This window comes from Variovorax sp. CCNWLW225 (assembly GCF_037204045.1).
Classification (GTDB): Bacteria; Pseudomonadota; Gammaproteobacteria; order Burkholderiales; family Burkholderiaceae_C; genus Variovorax.
Map to the genome: position 1 here is coordinate 648,101 of NZ_JBBCBV010000001.1, position 24,245 is coordinate 672,345.

16 protein-coding genes and 1 tRNA gene are annotated in these 24,245 nt (G+C 66.9%); 9 read left to right on the forward strand and 8 right to left on the reverse strand.

From position 1 onward, the window contains the following. Positions 1-181: 181 nt before the first annotated feature. Positions 182-1,402: a D-amino acid dehydrogenase gene (locus V9L20_RS03130; RefSeq protein ID WP_337295457.1), complete on the forward strand. Its 1,221-nt coding sequence runs from the start codon at positions 182-184 to the stop codon at positions 1,400-1,402. Positions 1,403-1,417: 15 nt separating this feature from the next. Here the strand turns inward: V9L20_RS03130 and V9L20_RS03135 are convergent, their stop codons facing one another. From V9L20_RS03135 to V9L20_RS03145, 3 genes are read right to left on the reverse strand one after another with little or no spacing between them, the layout of a single operon-like run. Next, entirely contained in the window at positions 1,418-2,320 is a 903-nt protein-coding gene (locus V9L20_RS03135; RefSeq protein WP_093018504.1) for a LysR family transcriptional regulator, read from the reverse strand. A 3-nt stretch (positions 2,321-2,323) separates the two neighbouring features. Further along, positions 2,324-3,619: a M20/M25/M40 family metallo-hydrolase gene (locus tag V9L20_RS03140; protein ID WP_443098533.1), complete on the reverse strand. Its 1,296-nt coding sequence runs from the start codon at positions 3,617-3,619 to the stop codon at positions 2,324-2,326. Beyond that, positions 3,616-4,578 carry a LysR family transcriptional regulator gene (locus tag V9L20_RS03145; RefSeq protein WP_337295458.1) on the reverse strand — a complete coding sequence of 321 codons (963 nt, stop codon included), beginning with the start codon at positions 4,576-4,578 and terminating at the stop codon, positions 3,616-3,618. Before V9L20_RS03145 ends, V9L20_RS03140 begins: the two co-directional genes overlap by 4 nt. An 83-nt stretch (positions 4,579-4,661) precedes the next feature. Between V9L20_RS03145 and V9L20_RS03150 the strand changes: the two genes are divergently transcribed. Then, a complete protein-coding gene (locus tag V9L20_RS03150) occupies positions 4,662-6,200 on the forward strand; it encodes an MFS transporter (protein WP_337295459.1) in 1,539 nt (512 codons plus the stop codon). On the opposite strand, the gene polA is transcribed toward V9L20_RS03150, so the two are convergent. Beyond that, positions 6,156-8,978: a DNA polymerase I gene (gene polA / locus V9L20_RS03155; protein WP_337295460.1), complete on the reverse strand. Its 2,823-nt coding sequence runs from the start codon at positions 8,976-8,978 to the stop codon at positions 6,156-6,158. The genes V9L20_RS03150 and polA overlap by 45 nt on opposite strands. A gap of 97 nt (positions 8,979-9,075) precedes the next feature. Here polA and V9L20_RS03160 point away from each other — a divergent pair, with 97 nt between their 5' ends. The 3 genes from V9L20_RS03160 to V9L20_RS03170 are packed head-to-tail and all read left to right on the forward strand — an operon-like array spanning position 9,076 to position 11,359. Continuing rightward, the gene (locus tag V9L20_RS03160) at positions 9,076-9,438 is read left to right on the forward strand and encodes a hypothetical protein (RefSeq protein WP_337295461.1); all 363 of its coding nucleotides are present in this window, start codon (positions 9,076-9,078) and stop codon (positions 9,436-9,438) included. Between the two features lie 43 nt (positions 9,439-9,481). Further along, positions 9,482-10,528, forward strand: a complete 1,047-nt coding sequence (locus tag V9L20_RS03165) for a homoserine kinase (protein ID WP_337295462.1) — start codon at positions 9,482-9,484, stop codon at positions 10,526-10,528. Between the two features lie 9 nt (positions 10,529-10,537). Beyond that, positions 10,538-11,359 (forward strand): BPSS1780 family membrane protein, encoded by an 822-nt coding sequence (locus tag V9L20_RS03170; protein ID WP_337295463.1) that lies wholly within the window; start codon positions 10,538-10,540, stop codon positions 11,357-11,359. A gap of 34 nt (positions 11,360-11,393) precedes the next feature. Here the strand turns inward: V9L20_RS03170 and V9L20_RS03175 are convergent, their stop codons facing one another. From V9L20_RS03175 to V9L20_RS03185, 3 genes are all read right to left on the reverse strand, one after another. Then, a complete protein-coding gene (locus tag V9L20_RS03175; protein ID WP_337295464.1) occupies positions 11,394-12,914 on the reverse strand; it encodes a DUF3999 domain-containing protein in 1,521 nt (506 codons plus the stop codon). Beyond that, positions 12,911-16,717 (reverse strand): DUF2339 domain-containing protein, encoded by a 3,807-nt coding sequence (locus V9L20_RS03180; RefSeq protein WP_337295465.1) that lies wholly within the window; start codon positions 16,715-16,717, stop codon positions 12,911-12,913. Before V9L20_RS03180 ends, V9L20_RS03175 begins: the two co-directional genes overlap by 4 nt. A 121-nt stretch (positions 16,718-16,838) precedes the next feature. Continuing rightward, a complete protein-coding gene (locus V9L20_RS03185) occupies positions 16,839-19,244 on the reverse strand; it encodes a UvrD-helicase domain-containing protein (RefSeq protein WP_337295466.1) in 2,406 nt (801 codons plus the stop codon). A gap of 205 nt (positions 19,245-19,449) precedes the next feature. Here V9L20_RS03185 and V9L20_RS03190 point away from each other — a divergent pair, with 205 nt between their 5' ends. After that, the gene (locus V9L20_RS03190) at positions 19,450-20,427 is read left to right on the forward strand and encodes a GMP reductase (RefSeq protein WP_337295467.1); all 978 of its coding nucleotides are present in this window, start codon (positions 19,450-19,452) and stop codon (positions 20,425-20,427) included. A gap of 21 nt (positions 20,428-20,448) precedes the next feature. On the opposite strand, the gene V9L20_RS03195 is transcribed toward V9L20_RS03190, so the two are convergent. After that, entirely contained in the window at positions 20,449-21,315 is an 867-nt protein-coding gene (locus tag V9L20_RS03195) for an alpha/beta hydrolase (RefSeq protein ID WP_337295468.1), read from the reverse strand. 103 nt (positions 21,316-21,418) lie between these two features. Between V9L20_RS03195 and V9L20_RS03200 the strand changes: the two genes are divergently transcribed. From V9L20_RS03200 to V9L20_RS03210, 3 genes are all read left to right on the forward strand, one after another. Then, positions 21,419-21,494 (forward strand) — tRNA-Ala (locus V9L20_RS03200). Between the two features lie 338 nt (positions 21,495-21,832). After that, positions 21,833-23,521 (forward strand): sensor histidine kinase, encoded by a 1,689-nt coding sequence (locus V9L20_RS03205; protein WP_258504944.1) that lies wholly within the window; start codon positions 21,833-21,835, stop codon positions 23,519-23,521. A gap of 22 nt (positions 23,522-23,543) precedes the next feature. Next, entirely contained in the window at positions 23,544-24,239 is a 696-nt protein-coding gene (locus V9L20_RS03210) for a response regulator transcription factor (protein WP_337295469.1), read from the forward strand. Positions 24,240-24,245: the final 6 nt, after the last annotated feature.

Sequence of the window (24,245 nt, forward strand, 5' to 3'; positions counted from 1 at the left end):
ATGGCGACAATTCCAAATGAACCCTAGGCCATACCCAAAGGTTATGGGTTAGGAAGACCGGGCACCAAGGCATGCGCTTTGGCTATGGGCCACCGCGCTTTTGGCATTTCCGGGCTGGCGTGCGCGCGCCTACATTCAGCACTCCCCTCTCTTTGCTCCCCTCTTTCGGAAAGTTGCCTCCATGCATGTGTGTGTGCTCGGCGCCGGCATCGTGGGCCTGGCCACCGCCTGGCAACTCGAACGCCTGGGCCATCAAGTCACGGTGATCGACCGCGCGGCCCCTGGTGCGGGCGCGAGCGGCGGCAACGGCGCGCAGCTCAGCTACTCGTACGTGCAGCCGCTGGCCGATCCTTCGATCTGGAAGCAGTTGCCCAAGCTGCTGCTCTCGCCCTCCTCCCCGCTCAAGCTACGCCCGCAACTCGATCCGCTGCAGTGGCGCTGGGGCCTGGCCTTTCTTGCGGCCTGCAATGCGCAGACCTCGCGCGACACCACGGCGCAGCTGTTGGCGTTGGCCGCGCTGAGCCGCAGCGGGTTCGAGGCCATGCAGGCCGACGTTGCGCCCGATTGCGATTTTTCCGCCACCGGCAAGCTGGTGCTCTGTGCCAGCCCCGAATCGCTCGAAGGCGCACGCGCGCAGCTCGAATTGCAGCGCGCCATGGGCAGCGAGCAGCGCATCGTGTCGCCTGACGAATGCGCCGCCATCGAGCCCGCGCTCGCCGGCTATCGCGGCCAGATGGCCGGGGCCGTCTACACGCCCAGCGAGTGCGCAGCCGACTGCCTGAAGGTTTGCGCCGAACTGATGCGCGTGCTCAGCGGGCGCGGCGTGCACTTTCTGCTCGGCGCCGACGTGCACGGCTTCGCGCGCAGCGACGGCCGCGTGGCCGCCGTGAAAACGAGCGATGGCGACGTGGAGGCCGACGCCTTCGTCATGGCACTGGGATCGGCCTCGCACAAGCTCGGGCGCGCGCTGGGCGCCTACCTGCCGGTGTACCCGCTCAAGGGCTACAGCATCACGGTCGATGTCGATCCTTCGCCCGGTGCAGCGCCCAGCGTGAACGTGACCGACAGTGCACGCAAGGTGGTGTTCGCGCGCATCGGCTCACGGCTGCGCGTGGCGGGTATGGCGGAACTCGTGGGGCACGACGCGAGCATTCCGGCGACGCGCATCGAAACGCTGGCAGCCGCGACACGCGCCGTGTTCCCGCATGCGAGCCCGCTCGAAGAACTGCATCCGTGGACGGGCATGCGCCCGGCCACGCCGAAGGGCCTGCCGATCATCGGGCGGCTGCCGAGCGCGCCTTCGAACATGCTGTTCAACACCGGGCACGGCGCGCTGGGCTTCACGCTGGCCTTCGGCTCGGCGCGGCGGATTGCCGATGCGCTGGAGCCCGCCGCAGCCTGAGCCACGCCACGAGGTTCAGGCCGCCTGCTCTATCGCCTCGCGCATGCAGCGGGTAATGCCGCGTACCGCCACTGAATCGGGCTTTCCCGCAAACCGCAATGCGCGCACCGGCACCGGAATGTGCGGCTCCAGCGCCAGCACGTCGACCTTGGTGCCGTCGGCCGAGCGCGCCGTGCAGCCATCGACCAGCGCCACGCCCAGCCCGTGGTGGGCCATCGACAGCGCGGCGTGATAGGTCTGCACCGTGACCACCGCCTGCTGAAAGCCCACGCCGGCCTGGCGGCAGGCCTGGCTCAGGCTGGTGCCCACCGGGTCTCGGCTGTCCAGCCCGATGACGGGCCGGTCGACCAGGTCATGCAGCGCCACCGACCCATTGCGCACCAGTGCGCGCGGAAGCATGCCCTTCGGCGCGATGCACACCATGCGCGTGTCCGCAAGCGTTTCCTGCGTGAGCGAGGGGTGCACCGCGGGGCTGAAGACAAAGCCCACGTCGGCCTCTTGCAGCAGCAGCGCCGACATGATCTGCGGCGAATGCAGCGACTCGACGGTGATCGAATAACCCGGATGCTTTTCGCGAAAGGCCTTGAGCGCGCGCGGCAGCACCTCGTAGCTCAATGCCAGCACGCTCAGGATGCGCAGCTCGCCGGTATCGCTGCCCGCACGCAGGTTGGCCGCCAGGCGCTGCACCTCGTCGAGTTGCGCGAACAGCCGCTCGATGTGCGGATACAGCGTGAGCGCCTCGGTGGTCGGTGTGAGCCGGCCCTTGGCGCGCTGGAACAGCGGAAAGCCCAGTTGCAGCTCGGCATGCTGCAGCGTGCGGCTCACCGCCGGCTGCGTGATGTTGATGAGCCGCGCCGCCGCGCTCACGCTGCCCGTGAGCATGATGGCGTTGAAGACCTCGATATGGCGCAGCCGCATCGGTCAGTTGCCGATCTTGTTGCGCGAGAGGTCCATCACCATGCGGGTCGCAAGATAGAGCCGCGGTTCGATGGAATCGATCAGCACGTATTCGGCGTCGGCCGAGTGCGCGCCAAAGCCCTGCAGGCCGAAGCGCTCGACCACCGGGGCCTTGGTCTTGAGCGCGGCAAACGCCGCATCGGTACCGCCGCCGGCGGCCTTGTCGTCGGCGCCCAGCGGCTTGCCGATCTCGTCCTTGTAGATGCGCTGCGCGTGCGCGGCCAGCGCGCGCGAGGCGTCGGTGGCTTCGAGCGGCGGACGGCGGCGCTCGAACTTCAGCTCGACCTTGGCCTCGGGGATCAGCTGCTTCTTCACGCGCTCCTGCACCTGCTGCTCGATGCGGTCGTAGTCGCTCACCTTCAGCACGCGCACGTCGGCGCTGGCGGTGGCACTGGCCGGAATCACGTTGCGGTTGCTGCCTGACTTGGAGATGGTCCAGTTCATCTTCAGGCCCGTTGCCGGGTCGGACAGGTCGCGCATCTGCAGCACCTGGTGCGAGAGTTCGTAGAGCGCGTTCACACCCAGCTCGGGCGCTGAGCCCGCATGCGATGCCTTGCCCGTGACGTTGAGCGTGACCGAGGCAATGCCCGCCGTGGCAAGCGAAAGCTTGTCTTCCTTGACCGAGGCGCCCTCGAACGACAGCACCGCGTCGTGCTCGCCGCCGAGCCGTGTGATGAGCCCGCGCGACGCCGGCGAACTGATTTCCTCATCGCCGTTGATCAGCACGGTAAGCGTGCCGTATTCCTTGAACTTGAGCGCCTGCAGCATTGCTACTGTGTGGATGATGACCGCCACGCCCTGCTTGTCGTCGGCAATGCCGAGGCCGTAGGCCTTGTCGCCTTCGACGCGGAACGGCTGCTTGCCGAGCATGCCCACGGTGTAGACCGTGTCCATGTGCGCAATGAGCATGATCTTCTTCTTGCCCGTGCCCTTGAAGGTGGCCCGCACCACGCGGCCCATCTTCTCGGGCGTGTCCTCCATGCGGTAGGCCTCGGCGCTGGTGTCGATGAGCTCGACCTCGCCGCCCAGCGCCTTGAGCTTGCCGGCGATGAGGTCGGAGATCTTCTCCAGGCCCTCAAGATCGCGGCTGCCGGACTCGATGCCCACGAGCTGCGACAGCGAATCGAGCAGCGGCTGCTTCTGCTCGGCCGCCAGCGAGGCGATGCGCGCATCGGGTGCGGCCAGCGCGGCCTGGCAGGCTGCGGCCATCAGGAGTGCGCCGCCTGCGCGGCACCAGGAACGAACGGGGAACAGGGTCATGAACGGCTTCCTTGTGTTTTTCTGGTCCGCACGGTGTACACCGGGCGGGTTCGGCATTCTTCCATGCAGGCCGGCATCGCGGCGACCAGCGCATCGACAGCGCAGCGCGTCTTGGCGGGCATGTGGCGCGAGCGCGGCCACAGCACGTGAATGGGCATGGCCGCGGCGCGGTGGTCGGCCAGCACGGGCTCGAGCTGTCCGGATTGCACGTAGCGTGCCAGCAGCCAGTTCGGCAACCAGGCGAGCCCGGCACCTGCAATGGCCGCGTCGGCCACCGCCTGCAGGTCGTTCAGCCGCGCATGCCAGGGCAGATGCACGGTGTGCGCGCGGCCTTGCGGATCGCGCAGTTCCCAGCGCTGCGACTGACCAGGACCGCAATAGTCGATGCCCCGGTGCTGCGCCAGCGCGGCCACGTCAGCCGGCCGCCCGAAGCGCGCCAGGTAGGCCGGCGCGGCCGCGAGCCTCATGGTCTGCTCGCCGAGCCGGCGGGCCACCAGCCGGTCGGTGTCGGGCAGTTCGCCGATGCGCACCGCCAGGTCGTAGCCCTCCTGCACCAGGTCGACCACGCGGTCGCTGATGGCAATGTCTACCTGCAGTTGCGGATAGCGTTCGATCAGGCCCAGCAGCGCCGGCGCCGCGTAGTGGTGGCCGAAGGCCAGCGGCACGCTGGCGCGCAGTCGGCCGCGCGGCTCGCGCCGGCCGCTTTCGAGTCCGGACTCCGCCGCCTCCAGTTCGGCCCGCGCGCGAAGGCAGTGTTCGTAATAGGCCTGCCCCTCTTCGGTCAGGGTCTGGCTGCGGGTGGTGCGCTGGAGCAGGCGCACGCCGAGCCGCGCCTCCAGCCGCGCGAGTGCCTTGCCCACGGCCGAACGCGTGAGGTTCAGCCGCTCGGCCGCGAACGTGAGGCTGCCGCTTTCGACCACCTCGAGAAAAGTCTGGATGCCATCGAAACGATCGGTCATGGCTTGGGATTGTGCCTTTTGGTTCCCGAATCTGCCGAATCGATGTCCTCAATGAAGAACCTGTTTCCCGACAAGATGACGGCATGACACCGTCTTCTACTTCCACCCCCCGCCGCGATGCTGCCGCGCTCACGGCCATCTGCCTCGTCGCACTCATGTTCGGCCTCGAAATCTCCAGCGTGCCGGTGATCCTTCCGGAGCTCGAGCGCGTGCTGCACGCGGACTTCCAGGACGCGCAATGGATCATGAATGCCTACACGCTGGCCTGCACCTCGGTGCTGATGGCGGCCGGCACCCTGGCCGACCGGTATGGCCGCCGCCGCGTGCTGGTGGCGAGCCTCTGGCTGTTCGGCATGGCGTCGCTGGCGTGCGGCTGGGCGACGAGCGCGCCGCTCCTGATTGCCGCGCGTTTCGTGCAGGGCGTGGGCGCCGGCACCATGATGATCTGCCAGTTCGCCATCCTGTCGCAGCAGTTCCGTGAACCGGCGGCGCGCTCGCGCGCCTTTGCAGTGTGGGGCGTGGTTGCGGGCATCGGGCTGGGCTTCGGTCCGCTGGTGGGCGCCGCCATCGTGGCGTTGGCCGATTGGCGCTGGGTCTTTCTGGTGCACGCGCCGCTGGCGCTGCTCACGCTGGGCCTGGTGCGCGCCAGCGTGCAGGAGTCGCGCGACCCCGACGCGCACCGCCTCGACGTGGCGGGCATGCTCACGCTCACGCTTGCGGTGTTCGCGCTGGTCTACTTCATCACGCTGGGCACGGTGCAGGGCTTCGGCAACCGCGTGGGGCTGGCGCTGCTGGCGGGCGCGCTGGCGCTCCTCGCGCTGTTCGTCGCGGCCGAGCGGCGCAGTGCGCACCCCATGTTCGACTTTTCGGTCTTTCGCATCCATCGCTTCAACGGCGCAATGATGGGTTCGGTCGGCATGAACCTCAGCTTCTGGCCCTTCATGATCTACCTGCCGATCCACTTCCAGTCGGCGCTGGGCCATGACCTGATGCACGCCGGCTGGGCCCTGCTGGCCTACACACTGCCCACGCTGCTGGTGCCGCCGCTGGCCGAGCGGCTGGCGCTGCGCCATGGCGCCGAGCGGGTGATTCCCGGCGGCCTCGGCCTGATGGCCGTGGCCTTCCTGCTCATGGCCGCGGGCAATGCGCGCGGCATCGATGCGGTGGTGATCGCCGCCTGCCTTGCCGCGGGCGTCGGGCTCGGCCTCACGAACTCGCCCGTTACCAACACGAGCACCGGCGCGGTATCGGCCGCGCGCGCGGGCATGGCCTCGGGCATCGACTTCAGCGCGCGGCTGATCACGCTCGCATTGAACATCGCGCTGATGGGCTTCGTGCTGGTGAGCGGCATTGCGCGCCACCTGAGCGAAGCCGGCCTGCGCGCAGGTGCCGGCGAACTGCTGCAACTGGCGCAGGGCGTGGCAGCGGGCAAGCTGGACGTCGTGCCGGATGCGGTTGCGCCGGCGCTCGCGCAGGCCGCCCTGCGCCAGGGGTTCGGCGACGTGATGCTTTACGCCGGCGTCGGCGTGGGATTGCTGGCGCTTGCGAGCCACGCCTTCTTCAGGCGCGGCCGTCGCTCAGTGAGCCTTGTCCCAGTTGGGGCCGATGCCGATCTCGGCTAGCAGCGGCACCTTCAGCTCGGCCACGCCGGCCATCAGGCGCGGGATTTCGGTGCGCACCCATTCGACCTCGGCCTCGGGCACTTCGAACACCAGTTCGTCGTGCACCTGCATGATCATTTTGGTGGCGCGCTTCTCGGCGTCGAGCACGTCCTGCACCTTGATCATGCTGAGCTTGATCAGGTCGGCCGCCGTGCCCTGCATCGGCGCGTTGATGGCCGCGCGCTCGGCGCCGCCGCGGCGCGGGCCGTTGGGCGAATTGATCTCGGGCAGGTAAAGGCGCCGGCCGAACACGGTCTCGACATAGCCGTTTTCCTTCGCAAGCGCCTTGGTCTCGTCCATGTAGGCCTTCACGCCCGGATAGCGCGCAAAGTAGCGCTCGATGTACGAAGCCGCGGCCTTGGTCTCGATGCCCAGGTTGCGCGCCAGCCCGAAGCTGCTCATGCCGTAGATGAGCCCGAAGTTGATCACCTTGGCATAGCGGCGCTGCTCGCTCGACACCTGGTCAGGCGTGGAGCCGAACACCTCGGCCGCAGTGGCGCGGTGCACGTCGATGCCTTCGCGGAACGCGCGCAACAGCGACTCGTCGCCACTGATGTGCGCCATGATGCGCAGCTCGATCTGCGAGTAGTCCGCGCTTGCAATCACGCTGCCGGGCGGCGCAATGAAAGCTTCGCGCACGCGGCGGCCTTCGGGCGTGCGGATCGGAATGTTCTGCAGGTTGGGATCGTTGCTCGACAGCCGCCCGGTAACCGCCACTGCCTGCGCATAGTGCGTGTGCACGCGGCCGGTGCGCGGGTTGGCCAGCTGGCCGAGCTTGTCGGTGTACGTGCCCTTGAGCTTGGACAGGCCGCGGTGCTCCAGGATCTTGGCCGGCAGTGGGTAGTCCTCGGCCAGCTTCTCGAGCACTTCTTCGTCGGTGCTCGGCGCGCCGCTCGGCGTTTTCTTGACCACCGGCAGGCCCAGCTTGGTGAAGAAGATCTCGCCGATCTGCTTGGGCGAACCCAGGTTGAACGGTTGCCCGGCGATCTCGTAGGCCTCTTGCTCCAGCGCCATGATGCGCGTGCCGAGCTCATGGCTTTGCGCGGCGAGCGTGGGCGCATCGATCAGCACGCCGTTGCGCTCGATGCGGTAGAGTGCCTCGCTCGAATCCATTTCGAGCTGATAGATGAAGCGCAGCTTTTCGTCGCGCTCGATCTGAGGCCACAGCGCCAGGTGAACGTCAAGCGTCTGGTCGCTGTCCTCGCATGAATACTCGGCGGCCTTGGCAATTTCGACCTGGCTGAACGGAATCTGGTGCGCGCCCTTGCCGCACAGGTCTTCGTACGAAATGCCGCTGCGCCCCAGGTGCCGCTCGGCCAGGCTCGCGAGCCCGTGCGGCCGGTGCGCTTCGAGCACATAGCTCTGCAGCATGGTGTCGTGCGCATAGCCCTGCACTTCGATGCCATGGTTGGCGAACACGTGGCGGTCGTACTTGATGTGCTGGCCGAGCTTTTTCTTCTCGGGGTTTTCGAGCCACGGCTTCAGCCTGGCGAGCACTTCGTCGATGGGCAACTGTGCGGGCGCATCGCCGTAGTTGTGCGCGAGCGGCACGTAGGCCGCTTCGCCGGGCTCCACGCTGAAGCTCACGCCGACGATCTGCGCAACCATTTCATCGAGCGACGTGGTCTCGGTGTCGATGGCGGCCAGGTCGGCGGCCTCCAGCCTTGCGAGCCACGCGTCGAACTGCTCCCAGGTCGTGATGGTTTCGTACTTCAGGTTGCTCGCGGGCGATGCAGCTTCGATGGCGCCCAGGTTCGACGATTCATCGAACAGGCCGCCCTGGTCGGCACTCGCAGCGCCGCCACGGGCCTGCTGCTTCTTGATGTTTTCCTCGATCAGCTCGGGCGGCACTTCCATGGCCTCGAGCGACTTGACGAGGCTCTTGAAGCCGAACTTTTCGTAGAAGGGCTTGAGCTCGGCCGTTTGCGGGGCGCCGACGGGCAGGCCTTCGAGCGAAGGCAGGCCTGTGACGTGCCCGGCCAGGTCGCAATCGGTGCGGATGGTGACCAACTGGCGGCTCAGCGGCAGCTTGTCCAAGGCCTTGCGGAGGTTCTCGCCGGCCTGGCCTTTCACCTCGGCGGCGCGCTGGATCAGCGCATCGAGCGAACCGTATTCGAGCAGCCATTTGGCCGCTGTCTTGGGGCCGACCTTCTCGACGCCGGGCACGTTGTCGACCGCGTCGCCCACCAGCGTCTGGTAGTCGATCATCAGGTTGGGCGGCACACCGAATTCCGCCGTGACACCGGCCACGTCGCGCTTCTTGCCGTTCATCGTGTCGATGATGGTGATGTGCTCGTCCACCAGTTGGCTCAGGTCCTTATCGCCGCTGGACACGATCACTTCGACGCCCTGCGCCGCGGCCGTCTTGGCGAGCGTGCCGATCACGTCGTCGGCCTCGATGTCGGGCACGCAGAGCACGGGCCAGCCCATGAGCTTCACCACCTGGTGGATGGGATCGATCTGGCTGCGCAGGTCGTCGGGCATCGGCGAGCGGTTGGCCTTGTATTCGGGATACAGGTCGTCGCGAAACGTCTTGCCCGGCGCGTCGAAGATGCAGGCCGCGTAGTCCGCGCGAACCTCGCGGCGCAGCGCCGTCATCATGTTGATCATTCCGCGGATGGCACCGGTGGCCGGGCTCTTCGGGTCGCCGGGCACGGCCCGCAGGTCGGGCATGGCATGGAAGGCGCGGTAGAGATAGCTCGAGCCATCGACGAGCAGCAGCGTTTTCTTGTCGGTCATCAGGCCATTTTGCCGTGCCCGGCGCGGCGCCCTGAACCACGGCGGCGTACGCTGGCGACCGACACCTCGAAAGCGGCGCCAAGCCTACAATCCTTGCATGCCTAGCCCCACACTCCTGGTCGCCCGCCGCATTCTGCTGGCGCTGGCCTTTGCCGCTCCTTTTGCCGCCGTTCAGGCGCAGTCCGCACCCGCCCGGGTGCCTGCACCGGCCGAGCCGCTACAAAATCAGGAGCAACCCGACGGCCGACGCAACCAGAAGGTCGAGCACATCCACACCGAAGACAGCGGCGCTTCGGTCGACGAGGTCCGCTACGGCGGACGCACGCAAAGCATCAACGTGAAGCCCAAGGCCAACGTGCCCGGCTATGAAGTGCTGCCCAACGACGCAGGCACCGCACGCCCGGGCTCGGCCGACTCGAACGGCAACGGCCCGCGCGTCTGGAACGTGATGAAGTTCTGACCGTGCTGCGCGTTCAATCGTCAGCGCAGCGCTGAGCACCGCCATGGCAGTTTTTACCGAAGTCGAATTCGGCGAGGCAGACGCGCTCGTGCAGCGCCTGGGCCTGGGCCCGCTGCGCGAGTTGCGCGGCATCGAGGGCGGCATCGAGAACACCAACTACTTCGCCACCACCGAAACCGGTGAGTTCGTGCTGACCCTGTTCGAGCGCCTCAGCGCCGAGCAGCTCCCCTACTACCTTTGTCTCATGAAGCACCTGGCAGGCCGCGGCCTGCCGGTGCCGGAACCCGTGGCCGACCCGGCCATCGCGCCGCCGTCGGGCCATGCGCTGACGATTCCCGCGAACGCGCCTTGCGAGCTGCTGCTCAAGGTGGCGGGCAAGCCGGCCGCACTGGTGCAACGGCTCTCGGGCCGCAGCGAACTGGCGCCGGGCACTGCGCATTGCGCCCAGCTGGGCGAAATGCTGGCGCGCATGCACCTGGCGGCGCGCGACTTTCCGCGCATCCAGCCGAACCTGCGCGGCCTGGCGTGGTGGAACGAGACCGTTCCCGTGGTGCTCCCCTACATCGACGAGTCCCAAGCCGCACTGCTGCGCGCCGAACTGGCCTACCAGAACCATGTGGCCGATACTTCGGCCTATGCCGCACTGCCGCGCGGCCCGGTGCATGCCGACATGTTCCGCGACAACGTGATGTTCGCAACCGGCGACGACGCCGCCGCGGCGCCGCGCCTGACCGGCGTGTTCGACTTCTACTTTGCAGGCACCGACACCTGGCTGTTCGACCTCGCGGTGTGCCTGAACGACTGGGCCATCGACCTGCCCACCGGCGAGCACGACGCCGAACGCGCGGACTCGCTGCTGTCCGCCTACGAAACCGTGCGTCCGCTGAATGCCTCCGAACGCGCCCTGCTGCCCGCCATGCTGCGCGCCGCGGCATTGCGCTTCTGGATTTCGCGGCTCTGGGACTTTCATCTTCCGCGCGAAGCCAGCATGCTGAAGCCGCACGATCCCGCGCACTTCGAGCGCGTGCTGCGCGGGCGCGCCTCCCATCCGCATGCCATGGCGCAATCGCTCGAGCCGCTGGCCGCCTGACCCTTAAAAATGAAACTCAACCTCGTGCCGGCGCGAACCGGCGCTACATGGGTCCGCCTCGGACTCAAGACCTTCTGGCGGCAGCCGCTTGCCTTCATTTCGCTGTTCTTCCTGCTGATGGCGCTGATCTCGACGGCGTCGCTGCTGCCGCTGCTCGGTAGCGTGCTGGCGCCGGTGCTCCTGCCCTTCATGACGCTGGGGCTGATGGTTGCCACGTCGATCGCCTACACCGACAACGCCGAGGGCATCGGCACCACCGGCCACGCACAGCGCCCCACCGGCTCCGCCATGTTCGTGGCGGTAATTACCGCCATGCGCACCGAATGGCGCTCGCTGGTCAAGCTGGGTGTGATCTCCGCGGTGTACTTCGTGTTCGCGGTGCTGCTGACCTCGTTCATCGACGGCGGGCAGCTGGCCAAGGCCTACCTGCTGGACGAAGCGCTGACGCCCGAGATCATGGCGAGCAGCGACTTCCACGTGGCGCGCATGTTCCTGATGTGCCTGAACCTGCCGCTGTCGCTCGCCATGTGGCATGCGCCGGCACTGGTGCACTGGCATGGCGTGGAGCCGGTGAAGAGCATCTTCTTCAGCGTGGTCGCGGTGTTTCGCAACTTCGGCGCCTATGCACTGTTCGGCCTCGCATGGCTCGGCGTGTTCCTGCTCGCGGGCATCGGCATGGGCCTGGTGGCCACGGTGCTGATCGGCGTTGGCGGAGGCGGCGCCGCCGCGGCCATGGGAAACATATTGATCGTGGGCTCTGCCCTGGTGCTCGCGGCCATGTCGATGAGCTCGACCTGGTTCACCTTCCGCGACAGCTTCGACCCGAACTGAGGCGAGCCCCCGGCCCGCGGCCGGAATCTCGTCATCAAGCCGGGGCTCGGTCCTTGCGCAGGCTGGCGAAAAGCGACCACGCCATGCCGGCCAGCAGCAGAAAGCCGACGCCCAGCGCTCCCCACAGCCACCACTTGCGCGAGGGATCCGGCTGCGTGGGCACCGGCAGCTGCGCCGTAGCTGCCACCACGGCATCGACGGCCGCCACCGGCGGCGGCGGCAACGCAACGGTGGCCTGGTCTGCCGCCACGGGCTTGTTCGGGTTGTAGCCCGGCACCAGCGTGGCCAGCGCCAGGGCCGCGCCCGGCGCGCTACCCTGCACTGCGTTCTTTTCGGGTGCCGTACTCCACGTGAGCGAGAACGGCGCGGCGCCTTGTGCCAGGAACACCAGCGTGCGCGGCGTGGCGGCCACCGAAATCGTCGGGGGCGTTGCGCCCAGCAGGCTCACCGGGCCCGAGGTGCGAAGCCGCAGGTGCGAATAGCTCGTGCCGTCGAGCGCCAGCAGCGGCGAGCGCGCTTCGCCGCCGGCCTGCGCGAGGCGATACACCACGGTGTCGAGCAGCGGGACTTCGCCCGGCGTGCCTGAAGAAGAGGATACCGGCCGGCGCTGCTGGTGCCGCAAGGCATACAGCGGATTGCGCGACGCGCGCGGCGGCTCGGAGGCAGCCGACGGAACGGCAGCAGGCAGTCCTGAAATCCCGACCTGCGCCAGCGTGTTGACGTCGGCCAGGTCGACGCGGAGGCTTTCGACCGGAACGCCGCGCGGCAACGCGTAGTCGCAATGGTCGGTGCCGCAGCGCTCCGGCCTCAGCGCGCCCGACCATTCGAGCGGCGCGACGGGTTCCACCTCTTGCACGCTGTCGATCGCCACGCTGGTCAGCGGCGCGCCGTTCTTCGGATCGCTCCAGCGCAGGCGCAGGAACCGTGCTTGCACGTTGTCCAGGTCGACGGCCAGCCGCTCGATGGTCTGTCCGCCATGGGCCAGCCGCACCAGTTGCTCTTCGCCCCCGACGGGCCGCCAGTTCCGCAGGTCGTCGCTGGCCTCGAGCCTGAAGGCGAACAGGCCGCGCGCCTCGGGCGCCATTTCGAAACGCGCCTGCAGCAGGCTGCCCTTGAGCTGGCTCGCATCGATGAGCCATTGCGCGGCCTCGGCTTGCTTGCGCGCGGGCCTGCGGGCGAGCGCCAGGGAGCCGTCGGGGCGCACCTTGAAGCTCAGCGCCGCGTCTTCAGATGCATCCGCGGCACTTGCAGGCAGCGCGAAGACCGGCACCTCTTTGGACGCAAGGCGAGGCTCCGCCGCGTCGTTGCGCAGCCATGCGTAGGGCACCGCGTTGCCGGCCGCATTGCGCACCCGAAGGTCGCGCAGATCGCCGTAGGCGGCGTGGGCGTAGATGCCGAGCGGCAGCGTGAGCCGGTAGTACGGGCCGCTGCCTTGCAAGGCGATGGGCGCGGTGGCGGGAGGCTGCGCCCAGGCAGCACCGAACCCGGCCGTTGCCAACGCCACGGCCAGACCAATTCGCACCACGCAGTGCGAGGGTTCATTACCCAGCTTCATGCTGCACCTCCTTCAGCCAACACATCTTTCTCCATTTCGTTTTTCTTCGGCGGCACCGGGGCGAAATAACCTACAAGCAGCAGCAATGCACCCACCGCAATGAACGACACGATGCGGAACAGGCCGCCCCGGTCCGCCAACTCGACGAAGAACAGTTTCAACACCACAACGCCCAGCAGCGCGGCGCCGCCGACCCACAGCGTGCGCACGCCGCGGGAGTGGCCGAGCACCATCGCGATCACGCCGCAGATCGCCCAGGTGATCGAGAGCGCCGCCTGCGTGAGCCACGATGCATAGAGCGCATCGAAGCGCCATTCCACGCCCGCATAGTGGTGGCAGGTGCGCAGCACCGCGCCGCTCAGCAGTGCCAGGCCGGTAACGCCGAGCACGCCCTTTGCCACCATCGGCTGCACGCGCGCGAACGACCCTTGCGGCAAGGCCCGCCACCAGAGCACCAGCGCAAACAGCACCAGCCACTGCGCCAGTTCCAGCGGGTTCAGCAGCGGCACATAGGGCAGCGGCGCGGCATTGCCCGGGCTCGTGCCGTTGGTCACCCACACCCATGCGAGCAGGTAGGCAGCCACCGGCATTGCCGCGAACTCGATATACGCGGCGCGGTACTCGGAGAGCGGCCAGCGTTGCAGCAGTGCGCGCGAGCGCAGCAGCCAGAGCGCGACGGCGGGCACCATGGCCCAGCCCAGCAGCTGCCAGCTCGACCATTCCGCGCCGATGCGCCCCAGCTGCCATTGGCATTCGCGCGCCGCCAGCAGCAGGAAGAACCAGAAACCCGCCACGTGGAAAGGCGCCAGCGCCGCCGGAGCAAGCCAGCGTTTTTGCGCATGCAGCAGCCACAGGTGCCACAGCAGCGCCAGCGGCCAGGCCGCCCAGCCCAGCGCGCTCGAAGGCACGTAGACCAGCGGCGCAGCCAAGGCCACACCGTAGGCCGCGATCAGCACCAGGCCCGGCAGCGTGGCCAACGTGGCCTGGCCCAACTGCGGCCAGCCGCGCCGGTGCGCCACCACGGCCGACAGCGCCGAAGTGACCAGCACGACGGCGAAAGCAGCCGCGGCCACATGGCCGGCCATTGCGTTGCGCTGCAGCACTGCGGCGGTTTCGGCAAGCCAGCCGAAGAGCCACCAGCCCAGCCCCCAGATCACCGGTGCCCACAGCACGGCCGGGTTGGCGCACCAGTCGTTGATCCAGCGCGTGCGTTTGGCCGTGGTGGTGCCTTCGGTGGCGCGCCGCCATGCCTCGCCGCTCATCCACGCGCCGGCCAGCAGGGCTGCGAGCCCCAGCACCACCGGTGTCCAGAAGCCGAGGTGCGCGAAGGCCGACGGCGGGGTATTGCCGTCGAAGATCCAGATCTGGCCGAAGACGTACAGCACCGCCGAAACGGCCTGCAATACGCCCGCCAACGCGGCGAGCGGCTTGTGCGCAATGCGCAGCGCCACCCAAAGCACGACCGTGGCCGTGAGCGGCCACAGCAGCGCGGCCTGCGCCAGGCTCACCTGGAACAGCATTGCGAGGTGCAGCAGGCCCACGCCGGCGATCACCGCGACGGCATTGCCGAGCGACCACACCGGCTGAATGCCGCGTGCCAATGCGGCGCGGTGCGCCTGCAGCATCGACCATGCGGCGCTGCCGAGCAGGCTCAGCGCAATGAGGCTTGCCACCACCGCGCCCTGCCAGCCGCTTGCCAGCACCTCGTCGGCGCTGCCGCGCACATCGGCCGCGCGATGCAGGGTGGCGATGAAGCCAGCCACCGCCAGCGCCTGCATGCCGTAGGTCACGAAAGCCAGGGGCCGGAGCTTGAAGCGCACCGCCACCGCAAAAGCGGCGGAGGCGAGCAAAGCCGTCGCAGCCGCCGCCCACGGCGGCGTGAACCACTGCCACAGCAGCAGCGTGAGCGCGCCCATGCCGAGCCACGGCAAGGCGGTGCCCACCAGCGCTTCCCAGCCGTTGCCCTCGTCGAGCTTGGCGCGCCGGTGAATGGCCCACATCGCGAACGCGCTCACCGCCACCAGCATCGGGCCGATCACCGAACCCTGCAGCAGCGGATGCCCCGGCGCCGCATCGAGTTGCGTGGCTTCGAGCAGCTTCCACACCGCACCGGCGAACACCAGGAACGAGAACGCCCGCGCATACACGCGCCCTTGCCGCGCGCCCAGCCAGTACATGCCAGCTGCCTCGACCGCCCAGGCCGCGCCCGTCCAGCGGCCTTCGAGGCCGAGCGGAATGGCCAACGTGCCGAAGATCACGCCCACGATGGCGTAGGCCTCCGCAAGCAGCGCCAGGCCCTTGGGCTGTGTGGCGAACACCAGCCGCCCCAGCACCAGGTAAAAGGCCGCGAGCGCCATCGCCGAGAAGGCGGCGCCGTATTCCCACGGCTGCATGAGCAGGTACTGCATGCCGAATGCGACCATCGGCGTGCCGAACACCAGCGAGCTGTCGACCCGGCCCGCGCGCCGCAGCGTGTCGAGCGCGCGGGTGGCCAGCGGCTGTGCGGGCTGCACGGGTGCGTCGAACAGCGTGCGGCGCGCGAACAGCAGGCCCACCGCGACGAACATCAGGAAGAACACCAACAGGAACGGCTGCACGATGCCGTACTGGTCGTCTGTGTAGTACTTCTGCGCCCAGCCCGCAGCCAGCGTGAAGGTGCCGACAAAGCCGATCAGGTTGAGCACCCGCCAGGCCTTGAACCAGGCGATGAGCACAATGCCGACGTCGAGCACCAGCAGGTAGGTGAAGAGGCCCACGGGCCGGTTCTGCCCGGTGGAGGCAAGCACCGGCGCTGCAAAGCCTTCGAGCGCCGCAACAATGGCCAGCAGCGGTGCGTTCTGCAGCACCGCCAGCACCGCGCTCAGCGCGGCCACGCCGAACAGGAAAGCGAAGCCGGCCGTCGGTGGCAGCAGCTCGTGCACCTTCATCGCCGCGAGCGTCGTCAGATAGAAGACGCCGATGCCGGCGCCCTGCAGGATCAGCGCATAGCTGGTGCGCTTGCGGCGCAGGAACCAGCCCAGTGCCAGCAGGCCCGCGCCCACCAGCGCCACGGCGGCATAGCGCAGCTCGACAGGCACCGTCACCCGCTCGGCCGTGTAGCGCAGCAAAAAGGCCAGCCCCAGGAACAGGATCAGCACGCCGAGCTTCACCAGCATGTTGCCGCCGAAGATCAGGTTGGCGATGGGTGCGGGCAGGCGGTCGCGCAGCGGAATTGCTGGCGGGGGCGGCGGTGGAGGCAGGCGCCGTTGGAGTGCTGGCGCGGCAACCGGCGGCTTGGCTGGTGCCGGTGCGGGAGTTGGTTCGGCGGCTGCGGACGGCGTGGCCGGCATCGAGGCACGCGCTGCGGCGGCTGCGGCTGCGGCCGCTTGCGCAGGCCGCGCGAGGGGGCTCGGCGTAGCTGGTGGGATCGGCGTCGCCGGCGCGGCTTGGGGAACCGGCTGCGCCACGAGCGTCGCGGGGGCACTCGCTGCCGACATGGGTTGTTCATCGGCAGGCGCCGCTTCGCCAGCGCCCTGCGTGAGCCGCCGCTCGAGCATGCTCACGCGCTGTTCGAGTTCGGCCACGCGTTGCTGCAGCTTCAGCATGCCGCCCGCCGGGGCCGTTGACGCAGCGGTGCCGGACGCGGATGCAATGCCGGGAGGCTGCGCGCGCTCGGCCTCGGTACGCTCAGGCTCGGCGGTGCTCTTCTTGCCGACGATTTTCGACAGCGCGAAAGCTCCGACGACGGCCAATATCAGCGCAGCCGGAACCGACTCTGCGATGGCCCCTATGAAAAGGCCGGCAATCATGCCAATGAACCACATCCCCAGCTCCCCTTGTTTTGGCGAGCATGGAGTGTACGGCGATTGCTTCTTTAAAAACCGCCGCAAACGCCCGTGGCTATTGCACGGTCAGCTATTTGTTTAATAGCAAACTTGGCGGCGCTTACACCGGCGTGAGCTTGGCGACCGACAGCGCAAGCCACTTGACGCCATGCCGCGTGAACTTGACCTGCGCGCGCGCATCGTCGCCCGTGCCTTCGAGCGACAGCACGGTGCCTTCGCCGAACTTGTTGTGGAACACCTGCATGCCCGACCGCAGGCCGTGCGACGGTGCGGTTTTCTGCGGCGGCACCGGCGGGCTCGCGAATGTGTCCTTGCTGCTGCCGTACCCGCTGCCGCTGCTGTAGCTGCCGCCACCGCCGCGCGTGCTCGCATAGCCGCCGCCGTAGCCGAAGGCCGAGGGCGTAAAGGCCTGGTTCTTGGGCGTGAGCCACTTGAGCGCGCCTTCGGGCAGCTCTTCGAAGAAGCGGCTCTTCACGTTGTAGCGCGTCTGGCCGTGCAGCATGCGCGTTTGCGAATGGCTCAGGTACAGGCGCTTGCGTGCCCGCGTGATCGCCACGTACATCAGGCGGCGCTCTTCCTCGAGGCTTTCGAAATCGCTCATCGAGTTTTCGTGCGGGAACAGGCCCTCTTCCATGCCGGTGATGAACACACAGTCGAACTCCAGGCCCTTGGCCGCGTGAACGGTCATCAGCTGGACGGCGTCCTGCCCGGCCTGTGCCTGGTTGTCGCCCGATTCGAGCGCCGCGTGCGTGAGGAACGCGGCCAGCGGGCTCAGCGTTTCGCCGGTTTCGGCGTCGGGCGCCAGCGGCTCGTCGACCACGGGGCGGGTCAGGTCAATGCCCTGGCTGGCGGGCGACTGCCGCAGTTCGTCGATGGGCAGTGCCACCGCATCGCGGCCGAAGCCTTCCTGAGTGACGAAGCTCTCGGCCGCGTTCACCAGTTCTTCCAGATTCTCGATGCGGTCGGCGCCTTCGCGGTCGGCCTTGTAGTGTTCGACAAGGCCGCTGTGGTCGAGCACCAGCTCGATGATCTCGCGCAGGCTGACGCCCTGCGTCTGCTCGCGCAGCACGTCGATCTTGGCGACGAAGCCCGTAAGGTTCGCCCCCGCCTTGCCGCCGACAACGCTCACCGCATCGTGCAGCGAGCGGCCGGCCGTGCGCGCCGCGTCCTGCAGCTGCTCGAGCGTGCGCGCGCCGATGCCGCGCGGCGGAAAGTTGACCACGCGCAGGAAGCTGGTGTCGTCGTCCTTGTTCTCGAGCAGGCGCAGATAGGCCAGCGCGTGCTTGATTTCAGCCCGCTCGAAGAAGCGCAGGCCGCCGTACACGCGGTACGGCACCGAGGCGTTGAAAAGCGCCGTTTCGATCACCCGGCTCTGTGCATTGCTGCGGTAGAGCACCGCCATTTCCTTGCGGTCGAAGCCATCGCGCACGAGCTGGCGCATTTCCTCGACCATCCACTGCGCCTCGGCCAGGTCGGTGGGCGACTCGTACACACGCACCGGCTCGCCGGGGCCTTGGTCGGTGCGCAGGTTCTTGCCCAGGCGCTTCTTGTTGTGGCTGATGAGCTCGTTGGCCGAATCGAGAATGTTGCTGTAGCTGCGGTAGTTCTGCTCGAGCTTGATCTGGTGCTGCACGTCGAACTCGCGCACAAAGTCGGCCATGTTGCCCACGCGCGCGCCGCGAAAGGCGTAGATGCTCTGGTCGTCGTCGCCCACCGCAATCACGCTGTTCTGGCCGGGCGTGAACTGGCCCGCCACCGTGTTGCCCGAAAGCATCTTGATCCACGCGTACTGCAGCCGGTTGGTGTCCTGGAACTCGTCGATCAGGATGTGGCGGAAGCGCCGCTGGTAGTGCTCGCGCACCGGGTCGTTGTCGCGCAGCAGTTCGTAGCTGCGCAGCATGAGCTCGCCGAAGTCGACCACGCCTTCGCGCTGGCACTGTTCTTCGTAGAGCTGGTACAGCTCGACCTTCTTTCGGTCGTCGTCGCTGCGGATCTCCACGTCGCGCGGGCGCAGTCCGTCTTCCTTGGCGCCCGCAATGAACCACTGCGTCTGCTTGGCCGGAAAACGCTCGTCGTCCACGTTGAACTGCTTCATCAGCCGCTTGATGGCCGAAAGCTGGTCTTGCGTGTCGAGGATCTGGAAGATGGAAGGCAGGTTGGCCAGCTTCCAGTGCGCGCGCAAAAGGCGGTTGCACAGGCCGTGGAAGGTGCCGATCCACATGCCCCGCACATTGACCGGCAGCATGGCCGTGAGCCGCGTCATCATTTCCTTGGCGGCCTTGTTGGTGAAGGTCACGGCCAGGATGCCGCCGGCGGAAACCTGGCCGGTCTGCAGCAGCCAGGCGATGCGGGTGGTCAGCACCCGCGTCTTGCCCGAGCCGGCACCGGCAAGAATGAGGGCATTGCCCGCGGGAAGGGTGACCGCGGCGCGCTGCTCCGGGTTCAGGTTCTGCAGCAATGGCAGTTCCGAGGGGTTGGCATCAGCCGCAGGTTCGTTAAACAACATCCGTCGATTGTAGAAACCAACTCGTATGCGGGTTATACGAAGAACTGGAAGACCTGCCTTCGACACCCTGCGTAAAATCAATCACCGGGCCCAAGTTTCTTGCGTCCGGTTTTTTGTGGGCGTTTCTTTTCCGAAACGCCCCGGAAACCGGCCGGACCAAGCGCTCATTCGTTCGTTTCAACGATTCCTTTTCAGGAGCCTGGTCATGCAGATTTTCGATTACGACAACATCCTTTTGCTTCCGCGCAAGTGCCGCGTGGAAAGCCGCTCGGAGTGCGACACCAGCGTGACGCTGGGCGCGCGCAGCTTCCGCCTGCCGGTGGTGCCGGCCAACATGAAGACGGTGGTCGACGAGTCGATCTGCTTCTGGCTTGCGCAGAACGGCTACTTCTACGTGATGCACCGCTTCGACCTGGACAACGTCAAGTTCGTCAAGGAGATGCAGGGCAAGGGCGTGTTCGCCTCCATCTCGCTGGGCGTGAAGAAACCCGACTACGACACGGTCGACCAGCTGGCGGCCGAGGGCCTGGTGCCCGAATACATCACCATCGACATTGCGCACGGCCATGCCGACAGCGTGAAGAACATGATCGGCTACCTGAAGCAGAAGCTGCCGGGTTCCTTCGTGATTGCCGGCAACGTTGGCACGCCCGAAGCCGTGATCGACCTGGAGAACTGGGGCGCAGATGCCACCAAGGTCGGCATCGGCCCGGGCAAGGTGTGCATCACCAAGCTCAAGACAGGTTTCGGCACGGGTGGCTGGCAGCTCAGCGCGCTCAAGTGGTGTGCGCGCGTGGCCGCCAAGCCGATCATTGCCGACGGCGGCATTCGCGACCACGGCGACATTGCCAAGAGCGTGCGTTTCGGTGCGTCGATGGTGATGATCGGCTCGCTCTTCGCGGGCCATGAGGAATCGCCGGGCAAGACGGTCGAAGTCGACGGCGTGCTCTTCAAGGAGTACTACGGCTCGGCCAGCGACTTCAACAAGGGCGAATACAAGCACGTCGAGGGCAAGCGCATCCTCGAGCCCATCAAGGGCAAGCTGGCCGACACGCTGGTAGAGATGGAGCAGGATGTGCAGAGCTCCATCAGCTACGCCGGCGGCCGTGCGCTGATGGACATCCGGAAGGTCAACTACGTCACGCTGGGCGGCGACAACGCGGGCGAGCACCTGCTGATGTAGGCGCCCTGCCCGGCTCGATGGTCAAGCCTCCAGGAGTTGCACCGCTTGCCGATGCAAGCTGTGGGCGGGATCGGCCAGCGCATCGACGACGCTGAAGTGGTTCAGGCCCGGCAGCGTTTCGCACACGGGCACGGTGTTGCGGCCCCATGCCTCGCGGATCAACTCGTTGTGGCGCAGGAACTCCTCGCTCTCATCGCCGCCCACCACCGCATGCAGCTGGCCGCGCGCCGGGGCCGGCCACAGCGCCGGGCTGGCGCGCAACGCGTCCGCATCGCTGAGCTTGAGCACGTTCGCGAGGAACGGCGTGCGCTGCAGCGGCCGAAGGTCGTAAAGGCCCGAGATCGACAACGCATTGCGCACCACTTGCGCCGGAAGATCGGGCGCAAGCGCCTTCCAGTTGCAGGCGAGCAGCGCGGCCGCCATGTGGCCGCCGGCCGAATGCCCGGCCACGGTAATGCGCGACGGGTCCGCGCCAAAGCTCGCGGCGTTCCGCCAGGTCCACTCGAGCGCACGCACTATCTGCATGAGGATGCCCGGCACGGTCACGGGCTGCTCCGCCGTTCCGGGGCACAGCGCGTAGTTGGGCATGACCACGCACACGCCGCGGTCGTTGAATGCGGGCGCAATGAAGGAATGATCGCGCTTGTCCATCGCACGCCAATAGCCGCCGTGAATGAACACCAGCACCGGCGCACCGGGCACGGGAGCGGGAAATATGTCGAGCGTTTCGTTGATGCCCTGGCCGTAGGGCACGTCGATCCGGCCGGCGAGGGCCTCGCGCGCGGCAACGGAATCGCCCGCCCATCGCTTGAAGTACGCCGGGTGGTCTTTCACCCTCGCGAGGTTGTTGTACATGCCTTCCAGCCAGGCGGGGTCGTGCGATGCCATGCGGTTCCTGCTTCCTTCTTTTTTGGAGACCGTGCATCTTGGCGCATCCTGGGTTTGCCGCATGCGCTTGCAGGGGTGTTCTGGTTAAAATCCGGCCTGCGTTGGGGGGGTAGCTCAGCTGGGAGAGCGCCGCGTTCGCAATGCGGAGGTCGTGAGTTCGATCCTCATCCTCTCCACCAACACCCATGCAAAAAGGGCTCGGATTTCTTCCGAGCCCTTTTTTCTTGCACTGGCGTTGACTCCGGTTTATCGCTGTTGCGCCCTTCACCAGCCGCCGGTTACAGTTACATAAAAGAAGACGAAAGTTTTCATTTGGTAACAAAATTACCCGCGTAACCACAGAAACAAAGTATTGCATTTGACTACCAAAGTAGTATTGTGAAATCTTCACATTAAACCTTTGGTATCAAACGTGAACAGAGCGGGCCCAGTACTCAATTTTCCGGAACGCCAAGGCTGGCGGCCCTCCGGACACACCAGCGGAGCATGAGATTGCTCAACGTACTGGAACAACGCCGTGCCAGCCACCTCCTTCGACCCGGACTGCGGGACCGACTTCAACCTTACCGCCGACGCGGTCATGGTCGCAAGGATGCGGCTGGTGCTGTCGATCTCCGCCGTGCTGGCGGTTGCGGTTGACGCAGGCGAGGCACAAAGGCACATCAGCAGCCCCATGTGGCTGGCATTCGCCAGCTACCTGCTCTACAGCGTCAGTGTTTACATCTGCACACGCACAGGACAGCGCTATTTCCGGGGCAAGGCGATCCACTGGTTCGATGTGCTGTGGTTCACGGTGCTCATATTCGTAACGGGCGGTCTTCCGAGCCTTTACTTTCTCTTCTACTTCTTCGTCATCCTCACTTCGTCGTTCCGCTGGGGCTATGAAGAAGGTGCCAGGGTGACGATGGCCTCCGTGGCGTCGTTCGCCGCCTGCAGCCTGGCCACCGGTACCGACACCTACACGCCGCAGTTGCTCATGCGCACCACGTTCCTGCTGGCGCTGGGGCACATGATCGGCCACTGGGGCGGATCGAAGGTCGAGCTGCGGCGGCGCCTCTCGCTGCTGGGCCAGGTAAGCCGGCTGTCGAACCCCCGGTTCGGCGTGAACCGCACGATTGCCAGCACCATGGAAAGAACGCTCGACTTCTTCAAGGCGAGCCACTGCATCCTGCTGATGCGGGATTCGGAAACCGGCAGCTGGGTCATGCGCACGCTCAAGGAAGGCGATGCGGCGGACGCCGTCAGCGTCGAGACGATCAACCGCATTTCCGACTCGCCGCTCATGGCGCTGTCCGGAGAACGCATCGTGCTGAACAACCGCCGGCCCTGGCCGCTGAACTGGCTGCGGGCCGAGGGCCATGCCTGCGAGCCGCGCAACCACCGCTGGTTTGCGCTGGACGAACACGGAGCACGCCGCAGTTCGGCCGTTGCCGCAATGCTGGAGGCCCGCTCCTTCATGAGCGCACCGCTGCCGATGCGGCTGGGCGAGGGCCGGGTCTTCGTGTCGTCTCGCGACGGGCAATTCCGCAAGTCCGATGCGCTGTTCCTGGCGCACATCATGGGACACGTCTTCCCGGTGATCGAAACCATCGAGGTGCTGGACCGGATGGCTTCGGAAGCAGCTTCGAAGGAGCGCCTGAAGATCTCGCTGGACCTGCACGACACGGCAATCCAGCCCTACATCGGCCTCAAGCTGGGGCTGAGCGCCCTGCGCAAAAAGGCGGCCGCCGACAACCCGCTGATCGACGACCTTGAAAAGCTGGCCAGCATGGCCGAGAGCGTGGTGACGGACCTGCGGCGCTATGCCGGCGCCGTCAAGCACGGCGGCGACGCGCGCTGCGAATTCATTCTTCCGCACCTGCACAAGCAGGCGGCGCGCATCAAGACGCTCTATGGGATCGACATTGCGATCCTGCTCGAAAGCGACGTCCACCTGGACGACCGGATGACGGCCGAAGTGCTTCAGCTGGTGCGCGAGGGGCTGAACAACATCTGCAAGCACACGCACGCACATCGCGGCTGCATCCGTATCGGCTGCACGAACGGCAAGCTGCACATCCGGATCGAAAACGAGAGCTGCGGCACGGAGTTCGCGAACTTCCGCCCCCGCTCCATCAGCGAACGCGCGGCGGCCCTTGGCGGCCGCGCGCAAGTCACCCAGGGCGCGGGCGGCGCCACGGCCGTTTTGGTCGAAATACCCATCTGATGAAGAAGGAAGAGGTGCAACCATGCAACCCGCTACCACCACCCAGCCCATCGGCGTCATGCTGGTGGACGACCACCAGACCATGCTGTGGGGCCTGTCGAGACTGATCGACGGCGAGCAGCCGCGCATGAAGGTCGTTGCCACCGCCAACTGCTGCGAAGACGCGCTGGAGCGAACCGGGCAATTCGCGCCCGACGTGATCGTGCTCGACCTGGACCTGGGCGGCCGGTCTGCGCTGGACATTCTTCCGATGTTGCTGTCGAACGAGGTGTCGCGTGCGCTCATCCTCACCGGGGAGCGCAGCCAGCAGACGCTGGATCTTGCCGTGCTGCGCGGCGCAAGGGGCGTGCTGCACAAGGACGCTTCCGCGGAGCAGGTGCTCGACGCGATCGAGCGCGTGCACAAGGGCGAGCTGTGCGTCGACCCGCAGGCCATGAGCCGTGTTTTCTCGGAACTGACCGCGCCCAGGAAGCCCGCGAAGGTCAACCCCGAAGCAGCCAGGCTGGCCAGCCTCACGCAGAAAGAGCGGCAGGTCATCCAGGCGGTCGTCCAGGGCAGCGGCGCCCCCAACAAGACGCTGGCTTCGCGGCTCTTCGTGACCGAGCACACGTTCCGCAACCATCTCACGTCGATCTACCAGAAGCTGGGCGTGGCGAACCGGCTCGAGCTGTACATCTACGCCATCAAGCACCAGCTCGACGCCGCCGCGCCCCACTGAACGGGG